This window comes from Rathayibacter sp. AY1F3 (assembly GCF_002931975.1).
Lineage (GTDB): Bacteria > Actinomycetota > Actinomycetes > Actinomycetales > Microbacteriaceae > Rathayibacter.
Map to the genome: position 1 here is coordinate 16,811 of NZ_PSVF01000015.1, position 13,528 is coordinate 30,338.

Consider the following 13,528-nt stretch of genomic DNA (forward strand, 5'->3'; position numbering starts at 1 on the left):
GTAGGTACTCGAAATTGGCGGGACTGCTCCTCCGCCGCCGCTACGCTGGCCGTTCGAGGGGCACGGCGAGGCGCCTCCAGTGCTGAGGAGGGGTCCATGGCGGAGGCGACGAGGCGACGCGGCCCGTACGCGAAGTCGGCCGAGCGCCGCCGCGCCATCATCGAGGCCGCCCACCAGGTCTTCGCTGCACGGGGCTACGCCCGCGGCTCCCTCCAGGAGGTCGCCGACCGCGTCGGGCTCAGCCAGACGAGCCTCCTGCACTACTTCCCGTCGAAGACCGACCTGCTCTTCGCGGTCCTCGAGCACCGCGACCTGATCACGGGCGACGGTTCCTCGCCGCCGGACCCGGAGGAGGGGCTGGTCGCCGGCATCCTGCGGCAGACCCGCTACAACGAGACGGCGCCCGGAGTGATCGAGCTGTACGCCGTGCTCTGCGGCGAGTCGACGACGCAGGAGCACCCGGGGCGCGACTTCTTCGCCGCGCGGTTCCGCCGGCTCCGCAGCGAGTACGCGGCCGAGCTGCGCGAGCTCCAGGCCGCCGGGCGCCTGCGCGAGGGGTCTGATCCGGAGCGGGTGGCGGCGTCGATCATCGCGCTCTGGGACGGCGTGCAGCTGCAGTGGCTGCTCGAGCGCGACGCGGTGGACATGGTGGCGTGCCTGGCCGACTACCTCGACCTCGTGGTGCTGCCGGCTCCCTAGCCGCTGGCGCGAGGAAACCCCGGCCCGTCGAGGGGAACCGCCGTCCGCGGCGGTCTCGATGGTCCGGGGTTCCCGCGACCGTGGTGCGCGCCTAGGGCAGCAGGCGGGTCGGGCCGCGGAACAGGTAGGTGACCTCGCGGAGGTTCGCCTGGTTCAGCATCAACATGATCACGCGCGAGAGGCCCATGCCGAAGCCGCCGTGCGGCGGGACGCCGTAGCGGAAGAAGTCGAGGTAGAACTCGAGCTCCTCCGGGTCGAGGCCCTTCTCGCGGGCCTGCTCGACGAGGACGTCGACGCGGTGCTCGCGCTGCGCTCCGGTCGAGATCTCGACGCCGTTGTAGATGAGGTCGTAGCTGTTGGTGATCGTCCCGTCGCCCTCGCGGCGCATGTGGTAGAACGGCCGGATGCTCGACGCGTAGTCGGTGAGGAACACGAAGTCGTGCCCGAACTCCTCCTGCACGTAGGCCGCGATGCGGCGCTCGCCCTCGGGGTCCATGTCGTCGTCGGCGCGGGGCACCTCGTAGCCGCGCTCGGCGACGATGCGCTTGGCCTCGGCGAGCGGGATGCGCGGGAACGGCGTGGTCGGGACGGTCAGGTCGATGTCGAAGAGCGCCTTGACCTCGGCGCCGTGCTTCTCGACGACGGCGGTGAGGCCGGCGACCATCAGCTGCTCGTGCAGCTCCATGACGTCCTCGTGCGAGTCGATCCAGGACACCTCGGCGTCGACGCTCGTGAACTCGGTCGCGTGACGCGAGGTGAAGCTCGGGTCGGCGCGGAAGGCGGGGCCGACCTCGAAGACCTTGCCGAAGCCGGCGGGCTGCGCCATCTGCTTGAAGAACTGGGGGCTCTGCGCCAGGTAGGCCTTCGTCTCGAAGTACTCGACCTCGAAGAGCTCGGCCCGCGACTCCGAGGCGCTCGCCATGAGCTTCGGGGTGTGGATCTCGATGAAGTCGTGCTCGATCCAGTACGTGCGCAGCGCGTGCTCGAACGTGGTCTGCACACGGGCGATGAGGTTCTGCTCGGGACGGCGCAGGTCGAGGAAGCGCCAGTCCATGCGCTTGTCGATGCCGGAGTCGGGCGCGATCGGCGCCTCCGGGATCGATGCGGCGACGACCTCGAGCGTCTCGAGCTTGACCTCGATGCCGCCGAGCTTCACGCGCTCGTCGTGCTTGAGCGCGCCGGTGACGGTGATGAAGGAGCCCTGGGCGAGGCCGGAGATCTCCTCGGTGATCGCGAGGCGCGCAGCCGACGCGTCGTCGCCCTCGACGGCCTCGCGCACGGCCGGGTTCACCAGCTGCACGGCACCCGACTCGTCGCGCAGGACGACGAACTGCACCTTCTTCTGGTCGCGCACGGTCTCGACCCAGCCGGACACGCGGACGGGTCCGTCCTCGAGCGCGGCGAGCTTCTTGACAGTGGTTCGGGGGAGGCGGGTCTCGTCGGTCACGGTAGGGGAGTCTACTCGGGGGCCGCCGGGCGGCGACGGGTAGCGTCGGAGCATGAGCACCGCACTGATCACCGGCGCGTCCTCCGGCATCGGCCTCGCCTTCGCCCGGGCGTTCGCGCGCCGCGGCTGGAGCCTCGTCCTCGTCGCCCGCAGCGAGCAGCGCCTCCAGGAGGCGGCGGCCGGGCTGCGCGGCCTCGGCGCCGCGGCGGTCGAGGTCCTGCCCGCCGACCTCGGCGACCGCGAGCAGGTCGAGCGCGTGCGCGCGCGGCTCGTCGATCCGGCCCGGCCCGTCCGCGTCCTCGTCAACAACGCCGGCTTCGGGATCGACGGGACCTTCGCCGAGCCGGACGTCGCCGCCCAGGACCGCGCCTTCGAGGTGATGGTGCGCTCGGTCGCCGTGCTCTCGGGCGCGGCGGCCGAGGCGATGACCACCCGCGGCCGCGGCGCGATCCTCACGGTCTCGAGCGTCGCGGGCTTCGTGCACCTCGGCCCCTACTCCGCGGTGAAGGCGTGGGCGACCGCCTTCGCGCAGTCGCTGGCCGTCGAGCTGCGCGGCACCGGCGTCCGCTCGGCCGCGCTCTGCCCGGGCTGGGTGCGCACCGAGTTCCACGAGCGGGCGGCGATGGACACCTCCTCCATCCCCTCCTTCCTCTGGCTCGACGCGGACGCGGTGGTGGAGGAGTTCCTCCGCGACGTCGCGCGCGGCTCCGTCGTCTCGGTGCCGTCGGTGCGCTTCGGGGTCCCGATGGCCGTGGTACGGCACCTGCCCGGACCGCTCGTGCGGCGGCTGTCGGCGGCGGTCTCGGCGCGCCGCTGAGGCTCCGCTCAGGTCCGGCTCAGGCGACCCTTTCCCGGCGTTCCCCCACGCCGCGTTCCGTACACTTGACGCTCGTGGTTGCCGATCAGATCCATCTCGTGCGGCACGGCGAGGTGTTCAACCCCGACCGGGTCCTCTACGGACGACTCCCGAACTTCCGGCTCTCGGATCTGGGCCACCGCATGGCCCGCTCCGCCGCCGACGACCTGCTCGAGCGCCGGCGCCACGTCACGGCGCTGATCGCGTCGCCGCTCCAGCGCACGCAGGAGTCCGCGCAGCCGATCTCGCAGGCGTTCGAGCTCGAGATCCGCACCGATGAGCGGGTGATCGAGCCGAGCAACCGCTTCGAGGGGAAGTCCCTCGCCGCGCGCAGCTCCGCCCTGCGGAACCCCAAGCACTGGCCGTGGCTCCGCAACCCCTTCGAGCCCAGCTGGGGCGAGCCGTACCTCTCCATCTCGGCGCGGATGTACGCGGCGATCGAGTCGGCGTGGGAGAGCACGGAGGAGGGCGACGCTGCGATCGTCAGCCACCAGCTCCCCATCTGGACGGTCCACCGCGCCCTCGCCGGCGAGCGCCTCTTCCACGATCCGCGCAAGCGCCGCTGCGCCCTCTCGAGCATCACGACCCTCGAGCGCCGCGGCGACGGATTCGTCGAGGTCGGCTACTCCGACCCGGCCGCCGGCCTGCAGGGCCTGGCCACAGACGTGGGAGCGGTCTGATGCGCCGGACGGGGCGGCTCCGCGCCGCGGGCGTCCTCGCGCTGGCCGCCGCGCTCGCGCTGACGGGCTGCTCCGAGGATCCGCTCGCCGACCAGTACCGCAATGGCAGCAACAAGGGCTACATCTCGGGGGACGGCACCGTCACCGAGATCGCCGCCGCCGACCGGGACGACCCCATCGTCTTCTCCGGCACCGACGAGACCGGCGCCACCATCGACTCCGCCGACCTCGCCGGGCAGGTCGTCGTCGTCAACTTCTGGTACGCCAGCTGCGCCCCGTGCCGCGCTGAGGCCGCGGACCTCGAGACGGTGAACACGGAGTTCGCCGACAAGGGCGTGTCGTTCGTCGGCGTCAACGTGCGCGACCAGGCCCCCACCGCGGCCGCCTTCGCCGAGACCTTCGGGCTCGGCTACCCCTCCATCGTCGACACCGACTCGTCGGTGCAGCTCGCCTTCACCGGCACCGTCCCGCCGAACGCCGTGCCCACGACGCTCGTCCTCGACAGGGAGGGGCGCGTCGCGTCGCGCATCCTCGGCCAGCTCCAGGAGGCGTCGATCCTCTCGACCCTCGTGGGCGACACGCTCGCCGAGGGGCAGTAGCGGCGTGGGCGACATCGTCGTCAGCGGTCAGCTCCTGCTGGCCGTGCCGATCGCGCTCCTGGCCGGGCTCGTGTCCTTCGCGTCGCCCTGCGTGCTCCCGCTGGTGCCCGGCTACCTCGCCTACGTCGGCGGATTCACCGACGCCGACGAGCGTGCGGCCCGCGGACGCCGCCGGGTCGTGCTGGGCGTCCTCCTCTTCGTGCTCGGATTCTCGCTGGTGTTCGTCCTCTACGGTGCGGCGGCGGGCACGGTCGGCTTCTGGCTGCGCCAGTACACCGACCTGATCACCCGCGTCCTCGGGCTCGTCGTGATCGCGATGGGGCTCGTCTTCATCGGCCAGTTCTCGTTCCTCCAGCGCACGCTCCGGCCCGGGATCCGTCCCGCCACCGGGCTGATCGGAGCGCCGCTGCTCGGCATCGTCTTCGGCGTCGGCTGGACGCCCTGCCTCGGCCCGACGCTGAGCTCGATCCTCGCCCTCAGCTACGGCGTGGGCTCGCCCTGGCGCGGCGCCCTCCTCGCCCTGGTCTACTGCCTCGGACTCGGCATCCCCTTCCTCCTCGTCGCCTTCGGCTTCAGCTGGGTGACCAGCACGCTCGCCTTCGTGAAGCGCCACATCCGCGTGGTCAACATCCTCGGCGGCGCCGCCCTCGTCCTGATCGGAGTCCTGATGGTCACGGGCATCTGGAACACCCTCGTCTACGGATCCCTCTCGGCGGTGATCGATGGCTTCCAGCCGGCGATCTGAGCCCGAGGAGAGCACGCGCCGCCCCGACGAGGCCGCGCAGCGGAGGACGGACGCCTCCTTCCGCCCCGCCGACCACTACGACTCCGACGGCACCGTCACGCAGCCGGCGCTCGGGTTCACCGGCTGGCTCCGCTGGATGTGGCGCCAGCTCACCAGCATGCGCACGGCGCTGTTCCTCCTGCTGCTGCTGGCGATCGCGGCGGTCCCCGGATCGCTCGTGCCGCAGCGCTCCTCCGACCCCAACGGCGTGACCCAGTACTTCGTCGACAACCCCGACCTCGCACCCCTGCTCGACAAGGTGCAGGCGTTCGACACCTACACCTCCGCCTGGTTCTCGAGCATCTACCTGCTGCTGTTCATCTCCCTGATCGGCTGCATCGTCCCGCGCACGCGCCACCACTTCCAGGCCATGCGGTCGCGGCCGCCGCGCACCCCGGCACGCCTGCAGCGCCTCGCCGGCTACACCGTCCGCGAGGTCGAGTGCGCGACGGAGGAGGAGGCCGTCGCCTCCGCCCACTCCGTCCTGCGCCGGGCGGGCTACCGCGTCGAGCGCTACGACGACCGGCGCGGCCGCTGGTCGAGCGTCTCGGCCGAGCGCGGCTACCTCCGCGAGACCGGCAACCTGGTCTTCCACTCCGCCCTGGTCGGCATCCTCGTCGCCGTCGGAGTGGGCGGCGGGTTCGGCTACAGCGGGCAGCGCGTGCTGGTCGAGGGCTCCCAGGGGTTCGCGAACAACCTCGCGGCCTACGACTCCTTCAACCCCGGTCGTTTCTTCGACAGCAGCCAGCTCGACCCGTACCAGCTGACCCTCGACAGCCTCGACGTGAAGTACGAGGAGCAGAACCAGTCGGCGCTCGGCCAGCCCGTCGACTTCACCGCGAACGTCACGACCTCCGAGCGCGGCGGGGGCACCGAGGACCGCACGATCAAGGTCAACGACCCGCTGGCGATCGGCGGCACGAACGTCTACCTCCTCGGCAACGGCTACGCCCCGACGATCACGGTCCGGGATCCCTCCGGCCGGGCGATCTTCACCGACTCGGTGCCGTTCCTCCCGCAGGACGCGAACCTGACCTCCGTCGGCGTCGTGAAGGTGCCGGACGGGCTCTCGGAGCAGCTGGGCCTCACCGGCTTCTTCTACCCGACGCAGGACACGCTGGCCTCCGGGGCGTCGACCTCGATCTTCCCCGACCTGCAGTACCCCGTGCTCTCGCTGAACGTCTTCGCGGGCGACCTCGGCCTCGACGGGGGAGTGCCCACATCGGTCTACGTGCTCAACACCGACTCGCTGACCCGGCTCACCGGCGGCACCACCGGCGTCGCGCCGATCACCCTCAAGCCCGGCGACACGGCCGAGCTCCCGAACGGGCTCGGCAGCGTGACCTTCGACAACACGGGCGCCGACCCGACGCGGATCGGCACCGACAGCGTCAAGCGCTTCGCCTCGTTCGACATCCACCACGACGCGACCCAGGGCTGGGTGCTGCTCTTCGCGATCCTCGTGCTCGCCGGACTCCTCACCTCGCTGTTCGTCCCGCGGCGCCGCGTGTGGGTGAAGGCGACCGCCCAGGACGACGGCGGCCTCCTCCTCGAGTACGCGGGACTCGCCCGCGGCGAGGACCCCCAGCTGGTGCGCGCCGTGCGGACGATCGCCGACCGGCACGCCCCGCTCGACTGACCCGCCTCCCGGACGCCCCGGAGGCCCCTCCACAGGCGCCGCCCGGCTGGGCAGGGGCCGAGTCTGTGCAAGCGCGAAGGGGCGGGCGGGGCGGCGAGCGATTACCCTGAGGAGGTGATCGCGACCCTCTCGCAGTACTCGGTGCTGTGCCTCTCCTCCGCCATGGGCATCTACGCCATGGCGTTCGTCTTCTTCGCGATCGACCTCGCCCGCCGCGCCTCCCTGGCCGACGGCGAGTCGATCGAGGTCGTGCAGGAGGCGGAGCGCGTCGCCTCCGCGGCCGCCGCCGACCGCGCGGCCAGCGGCAAGGCCACCGTCGCCGCCGCAGGCTCCGGACGCACCGCGACGCTCTCCCGCATCGGCAGCCGCGTCGAGGACGAGGTCTACCGCGCTCCCGCCCGCTCGAAGACCATGCGCATCGGGTTCTCGCTCACGCTCCTCGGCTTCGTGCTGCACCTCGCCGCGACCGTCCTCCGCGGCGTCGCCGCCGGCCGCGTCCCCTGGGCGAACATGTACGAGTTCTCGATGACCGGGACGCTCATCATCATCGGCGTCTTCCTCGCCGTCCAGCTGCGCTGGGACCTCCGCTTCCTCGGAGCGTTCATCACCGGCCTCGTCCTGGTGCTCCTCGGCATCGCGACCGTCAACTACTACGTCGCCGTCGTCCCGCTCCCGCCGGCACTCCAGTCCTACTGGCTGGTCATCCACGTGCTCGTCGCGATCCTCGGTACCGCGTTCTTCGCCCTCGGCTTCGCGCTCTCGGTCACCCAGCTCCTCCAGGCCCGCCGCGAATCCTCCGGCGACAGCCCCCGCTCGGTCCTCCGCTTCCTGCGCACCCTGCCCAGCTCCCTCACCCTCGAGAACCTCGCCTACCGCGTCACGATCCTCGGCTTCATCCTCTGGACCTTCACGCTCATCGCCGGCGCAGTCTGGGCCGAGAAGGCCTGGGGCCGCTACTGGGGCTGGGACACCAAGGAGGTCTGGACCTTCATCATCTGGACCATCTACGCCGGCTACATCCACGCCCGCGCCACCCGCGGCTGGCGCGGCACCCCCTCCGCCTGGCTCGCCATCGTCGGCTTCGCCGCCGTCATGTTCAACTTCGGCGTCGTCAACGTGTTCTTCAAGGGACTCCACGCCTACTCCGGCCTCGACACCGGCATGTGATCGGCGGGGCCTGGCGGGGCCGCTCGCGGCGTTGTCGGCGACGAACGTAGCTCCGCTACGCCCGACCCCTCCGCCTTGCGATCGGGTCGGCGGGGCCTGGCGGGGCCGCTCGCGGCGTTGTCGGCGACGAACGTAGCGCCGCTACGCCCGACGCCTCCGCCTTGCGATCGACCCCACCAGGCCCCGCCGACCGCCCACCAGGACGCGCACTGGGGACGGCTCCGCTTCGCGGTCGCCGTGGGGGAGTGCTCCGCTTCGCGGTCGCGGTGGTGGGTGGGCTCCGCTTCGCGGTCGGGTCTGCGTGGGCTCCGCTTCGCGGTCGCCGAGGTGGGTGGGCTCCGCTTCGCGATCGCCGTGGGGGAGCGGTCGCCGTGGGGGAGCGCTCCGCTGCGCGGTCGGGTTCTGGGGAGCTGCGCTTCGCGGGAGGGCGGGGGGACGGCGGTCGACGGGACATGCTGATCGAGTAGTGAGCAGCGCGAGTATCGAGAACCCCTGACACGAACGCTCGGAGCGAGCCTGTCGAGTTCCCGCGTACGGAAGCGCCGGGTCGGCGCGTGCTGATCGAGGAACGGGCGTGTCGCGGCCGGGGGCACGGACGGACTTCGGGTGGCCCCGCGCGGGTCAGACGGCGGTGACGACGTCGATGAGGTGGGGGGCGAAAGGGGCGTCGAGGGCGAGGACGACGCGGGTGCGGGCGTCGGAGGGGTGGACGCCGCGGTAGATGCCGCGGAGGTCGGCGACGGTCTGGCCGCGGCCGGGGCCGTGGGTGGCGTCGACAGTGACGTGGACGCGCGGGGCGGAGGTGAGGGCGACGGCGTCGACGGCGATCGCGGCGGCCATGGGGTCGTGCATGGCGGCGGTCCGCTCGCCGAAGTGGCCGACGTAGAAGTCGAAGTAGAAGTCGAGCGCCTGCCCGATGGCCTGCGCGAGGGGATCGGGCGACGCGAGCAGGACGGCGCGGTCCTCCTCCGTCAGCAGGTGCCGCATGGTCACGTCCAGGGGCACGAGCGTGAGATCCCAGTCGGCCGCGACGACCTCGGCGGCGGCCGCAGGGTCGTGCCAGATGTTGGCCTCCGCCACGGCGGTCACGTTGCCGGGGACCAGCGCGGCTCCGCCCATCACGGTCACCGAGTGGACGAGGGACGCGATCTCCGGGTGCGCACGGAGGGCGAGCGCGAGATTCGTCAGCGGGCCGATCGCGACCAGCCGCAGCTCGCCCTCGTGCTCACGAGCGAGACGGAGGAGGAGGTCGGCCGGATCCTCGTCGACCGGCTCGCCGCCCTCGGGCAGCGCGACCCCGCCGATGCCGTCGTCGCCGTGCACGTGCGGAGATCCGCCGGCGTAGTCCTCCTCGAGGAAGTGGTGCGCCCCCACGGCGACCGGCACGTCGTCGCGGCCTGCCAGCGCGAGCAGGCCGAGGCTGTTGACGGCGGCCCGGCGGGCGTCGGTGTTGCCGCTGACCGTGCTGATCCCGACGAGGCGGGCCCGGGGCGAGCGGAGGAGGTACGCCAGGGCGAGCGAGTCGTCGATGCCGGTGTCGCAGTCGAGGAAGACGGGGACGGTCGATGCGCTCACGGTGCTCCGATGCTCGAGGGTGGGGGACGCGTCGGGCACCGGCGGCCGACGCTCCCATTCTGCCGCTCCTCGGACGCGGCGCCCGCCGCCGACGATCAGAGCAGCGCGTAGGAGTCGCGGAGCCGCGCCCGCCACCAGGCGAGCCGCTCCGGCGACACGGCGTGACGGGAGAGGAGCTCCTCCGAGACCTCCACGCGGCCGACGGGGATGCTGCCGTCGACCGGCCGCAGCGGCCGCTCCGTGACGTCCGCGGCGAGGAGGGACGCGGTGCCGAGTCCGCAGTCGAAGGGCAGCTCGGGGAGCGCCGCGGCCAGGGCGGCGCCCATGGCGAGTCCGACCGAGCTGTCGATCGCGCTCGAGACCACCGCCGGCAGCCCCGCCTCGGCGACGAGCGCCAGCGCCCGGCGTGTCCCGCCGAGCGGCTGGGCCTTCACGACCAGCAGGTCCGCGGCTCCGGCCCGGGCGACGGCGAGCGGATCGGCGGCCTTGCGGACGCTCTCGTCGGCGGCGATCGGGATGCCCATGTACTTCACCCGGTAGCGCAGCTCCGCCAGCTCGTCGACGCTCGCGCACGGCTGCTCGACGTACTCGAGGTCGGACTCCGCGAGGGCGTGGACGGCGTGCTCGGCCTCGTCGAGGTTCCAGCCGCCGTTCGCGTCCACGCGGATCCGGCCCTCCGGACCGAGCAGGCGGCGGACCTCGACGACCCGGGCCACGTCGTCGGCCAGCGTCTGGCCGCGCTCGGCGACCTTCACCTTCGCCGTGCGGCAGCCGTGGTAGCTCGCGAGCACGGCGGCGACCTCGTGCGGTGCGACGGCCGGGATGGTCGCGTTCACCGGGATGCGGTCGCGCAGCGGTGCCGGCTGCTCGCTCCAGCCGTAGTCGATCGCCGCCCGGAGCCACGCCGCCGACTCCTCCGCGCCGTACTCGAGGAAGGGCGAGAACTCGGTCCAGCCCTCGGGGCCGCGCACGAGCGCGATCTCGCGGTTGTCGACGCCGCGGAAGCGGGTGCGGAGCGGCAGAGCGACGACGCGGAGTCCCGCGTCGATCTCGCCGAGGGAGGGGAGCGGGGAGGCGGGCACGACGTCGTCCATCCGGCCATTGTCCACCGGCCGGGGCGACGCGGCGGCCACCCGGGCGCAGGAGGTCGGCGACGCGCGCGCAAGCCCCCGGGGTCCCACCTCCGAGCGCCGCCGAGGTGCCAGACTGACGAGGCTGCCGTTGGAGTCCGGAGGAGTGCGATGAGCCAGATGCCGATGAGCCCGCCGCCCGCGCCCGCCCCGGGCCCGACGCAGGGCTCCGTCCCCTCCCACCGCCCGCTCGGCAGGGGCGCCTGGATCGCGCTGGGCACGAGCCTCCTCGTGGGCGTCGTCTACACCGGCGTGCTCGGCACGCTCGTCGCCGTCGGAGTGGGCGGCGCGCTCGACTCCGCCGCAGGCAGCGCGTCGACGAGCGCTCCGGCCGAGCCGTTCGGCGACCCGACGGACGACCCGTTCGGCAGCGGGGACCCGTCCGATCCGCTCTACGACTACCCCGGCTACCAGGACGGCGACGCCGCGACGATCCTCGGCCAGCCGTCCGCGGAGGACGTGCGCGCGAGTGCCGAGAAGGCCGTCGCGGCCGTCGAGGGCGCCGTCCCCGAGGAGTGGACCTCGGCCGACGACGAGTACTACGAGCAGTCGCAGAACGCCTACGGCGGGCCCTCCCTCCTCTACGACTACATCTCGGCGACCGAGTACGCCGCCGCCGACGTCTCGACCGACGCCGACAGGCAGGCGGCGGTCGACCGCTTCACCGCAGCGCTCTCGCCCCTCGGCTTCGACGACGTCGAGGTGGCCGACACCCCCGAGGAGTGGTCGGAGGCGGGCTACGAGCTCGACGGCGACCTCTCGGACGAGGAGGCCTCGGCCGCGCTCTGGATCGTCACCGCCCGCTCCTCCGCCGACCTCGTGCCCGCGATCGAGCTGGGCCTCGTCGACCTCGACGCCGATCCGACCGGCCTGGTCGCCGACATGCTCGACGGAGTCGGCCTCTCGCCGGACCCGCAGGGCGCGTTCCTGGCGGGGTACGCGAACGGGGTCCTCCAGGACGAGGACCGCGGCGAGTTCACCGACCGCCTCGAGGAGTACGGCGGAGTCGCCACGACCTGACCGGGCGCTACAAGCAAGCCCGTCCGCCCGCAAGCCCGAATCGGTGCACCGCCCGCGCCCTACGGTGAGGGGATGGCTGCACCCCGCTCGACCAGGCCCCTGCGCGACTACGCCGCGATCGGAGACGGTCGCACGGTCGCCCTGATCGCGAAGGACGGCAGCGTCGACTGGATGCCCGTCCCGGACCTCGGCTCCACCCCCGCCTTCGCCGCCCTGATCGACGCCGAGTCCGGCGGCTGCGTCGAGCTCGCCCCCGAGGAGCCCGCCGAGGTCTCGCGCGCCTACATCCGCGACACGAACGTCCTCGAGACCACCTTCACCACCGAGTCGGGCACCGTCCGCGTGACGGACGCGCTCGTCACCGGGATCGCGGGCCGCCTCCCGTGGGCCGAGCTCGCGCGCCGCGTGGACGGTGTCGACGGCGAGGTGCGGATGCGGTGGGCCGTGCGTCCCGGAACGGGACTCGGCCGGTTCTCCCCGTGGATCCAGAACGCCGACGGCCGCTCGCTCATCCGCGCCGGAGACATCACCATCGGCGTCACCGGGCAGGAGCACGGGCCCGACGGCGACGACGCGCCCTCCGGCGCCGGCGACGAGCTGACGGGCTCCTTCGTCGTGACCGCGGGGAAGGACGCCGTGCGGCACGTCCTGGTCGTGTCGGCCACGCACGACGAGCCGCTGCACTTCCCGGTCGCGAAGAACGTCGACCGCGGCATCGACCGCACCATCCGCAGCTGGCAGGACTGGTCGGAGGAGTTCTCCTACGACGGCCCGTGGTCCGAGGCCGTCCAGCGCAGCGCCCTCGCGCTCAAGCTGCTGATCTACTCGCCCACGGGAGCCATCGCCGCGGCCGCGACCACGTCGCTCCCGGAGTCGCCCAACGGTGGCAAGAACTGGGACTACCGCTTCGCCTGGGTGCGCGACGCCGCGTACACGATGCACGCGCTGGTGCGCTTCGGCCTGCGCGAGGAGACGCACGCCGCGCTGTCCTGGCTCCTCCGCACGATCAAGGAGCACGGGCCGGACCTGCACATCTTCTACGGACTCGACGGCTCCATGCCGACCGTCCTGGAGGAGTTCGACGTCCCGGGCTACGCCGGCATCGGCCCGGTCGTCGCCGGCAACGCAGCGCAGAGCCAGCTGCAGCTGGGCGTCTTCGGCGACCTCTTCGACATCTGCCGCATCTACGTCGACGAGGGCAACGTCCTCGACATCCAGACCGGTCGGCTCCTCGCCCGCGTCGCCGACACCACCTGCGACCTGTGGCGGAACCGCGATGCAGGAATGTGGGAGCTGGAGGAGGAGCAGCACTACACCTCCTCGAAGATGGGCTGCTGGCAGGCGCTCGACGCGGCCGTGCACCTGGCGGAGCTCGGCCAGGTCGCGGGCAGCCCCGACCGATGGCGCTTCGAGCGCGACCGCATCCGGGAGTGGATCGAGGAGCACTGCTGGTCCGCGGAGCTCGGCTCCTACGTGATGTACCCGGGCAGCGAGGAGCTGGACGCCTCGGTGCTCCTGCACGCGCCCAGCGGCTACGAGCGCGGCGAGCGGATGATCTCCACCATCGACGCCCTGGTGAAGGAGCTCGGCCGCGGCGCGCTGCTGTTCCGCTACTCCGGCATGGAGGGCGAGGAGCACCCGTTCGTGGCCTGCTCGTTCTGGCTCGCCTCCGCCCTGGCCTGCGTCGGTCGGCACGACGAGTCGGTCGCCCTGATGGACGAGCTCGTCGCCACGGTCCCGAACGACGTCGGGATCATGTCCGAGATGATCGCGGTCGACGACCTGGCCTTCTGGGGCAACCTGCCGCAGGGGCTCAGCCACCTCGCGTTGATCAACGCGGCCATCACCATCGAGGAGCTGGCGCCGGAGAAGGTCGGCCGCGCGTAACCCCGCCGACGGCGTCCGCGCAACCCGTTGAGGGCCGGCTCCGAG

At 72.5% G+C, this 13,528-nt stretch carries 12 protein-coding genes; 9 read left to right on the forward strand and 3 right to left on the reverse strand.

Annotation, left to right across the window (positions count from 1 at the left end):
* Positions 1-96 precede the first annotated feature (96 nt).
* Entirely contained in the window at positions 97-699 is a 603-nt protein-coding gene (locus C5C39_RS10410) for a TetR/AcrR family transcriptional regulator (RefSeq protein ID WP_258059745.1), read from the forward strand.
* A gap of 91 nt (positions 700-790) precedes the next feature.
* Here C5C39_RS10410 and aspS read toward each other — a convergent pair whose 3' ends face one another.
* Positions 791-2,146, reverse strand: a complete 1,356-nt coding sequence (aspS, locus tag C5C39_RS10415) for an aspartate--tRNA(Asn) ligase (protein WP_244229585.1) — start codon at positions 2,144-2,146, stop codon at positions 791-793.
* A 52-nt stretch (positions 2,147-2,198) separates the two neighbouring features.
* On the opposite strand from aspS, the gene C5C39_RS10420 reads away from it, so the two are divergent.
* The 6 genes from C5C39_RS10420 to ccsB all read left to right on the forward strand — a co-directional run bounded on the left by C5C39_RS10420 (position 2,199) and on the right by ccsB (position 7,871).
* Entirely contained in the window at positions 2,199-2,963 is a 765-nt protein-coding gene (locus C5C39_RS10420) for an SDR family oxidoreductase (RefSeq protein ID WP_104262951.1), read from the forward strand.
* Between the two features lie 74 nt (positions 2,964-3,037).
* Complete coding sequence (locus tag C5C39_RS10425) at positions 3,038-3,682, forward strand: histidine phosphatase family protein (RefSeq protein WP_104224864.1); 645 nt, start codon at positions 3,038-3,040, stop codon at positions 3,680-3,682.
* Positions 3,682-4,281 (forward strand): TlpA disulfide reductase family protein, encoded by a 600-nt coding sequence (locus C5C39_RS10430; protein ID WP_104262952.1) that lies wholly within the window; start codon positions 3,682-3,684, stop codon positions 4,279-4,281. The genes C5C39_RS10425 and C5C39_RS10430 overlap by 1 nt, the downstream gene beginning before the upstream one ends.
* 4 nt (positions 4,282-4,285) lie before the next feature.
* Positions 4,286-5,026 carry a cytochrome c biogenesis CcdA family protein gene (locus tag C5C39_RS10435; RefSeq protein WP_244230512.1) on the forward strand — a complete coding sequence of 247 codons (741 nt, stop codon included), beginning with the start codon at positions 4,286-4,288 and terminating at the stop codon, positions 5,024-5,026.
* Entirely contained in the window at positions 5,004-6,704 is a 1,701-nt protein-coding gene (locus C5C39_RS10440) for a cytochrome c biogenesis protein ResB (protein WP_104353338.1), read from the forward strand. The genes C5C39_RS10435 and C5C39_RS10440 overlap by 23 nt, the downstream gene beginning before the upstream one ends.
* Before the next feature lie 162 nt (positions 6,705-6,866).
* On the forward strand, positions 6,867-7,871 hold the full coding sequence (ccsB, locus tag C5C39_RS10445; protein ID WP_104249832.1) for a c-type cytochrome biogenesis protein CcsB: 1,005 nt from the start codon (positions 6,867-6,869) through the stop codon (positions 7,869-7,871).
* A gap of 621 nt (positions 7,872-8,492) precedes the next feature.
* Here the strand turns inward: ccsB and C5C39_RS10450 are convergent.
* The gene (locus C5C39_RS10450) at positions 8,493-9,446 is read right to left on the reverse strand and encodes a nucleoside hydrolase (protein WP_104239146.1); all 954 of its coding nucleotides are present in this window, start codon (positions 9,444-9,446) and stop codon (positions 8,493-8,495) included.
* 95 nt (positions 9,447-9,541) lie between these two features.
* Positions 9,542-10,540, reverse strand: a complete 999-nt coding sequence (locus C5C39_RS10455; RefSeq protein WP_104353339.1) for an o-succinylbenzoate synthase — start codon at positions 10,538-10,540, stop codon at positions 9,542-9,544.
* Positions 10,541-10,687: 147 nt separating this feature from the next.
* On the opposite strand from C5C39_RS10455, the gene C5C39_RS10460 reads away from it, so the two are divergent.
* Entirely contained in the window at positions 10,688-11,596 is a 909-nt protein-coding gene (locus tag C5C39_RS10460) for a hypothetical protein (RefSeq protein WP_104353340.1), read from the forward strand.
* A 72-nt stretch (positions 11,597-11,668) separates the two neighbouring features.
* The gene (locus C5C39_RS10465; RefSeq protein WP_104353341.1) at positions 11,669-13,483 is read left to right on the forward strand and encodes a glycoside hydrolase family 15 protein; all 1,815 of its coding nucleotides are present in this window, start codon (positions 11,669-11,671) and stop codon (positions 13,481-13,483) included.
* Positions 13,484-13,528: the final 45 nt, after the last annotated feature.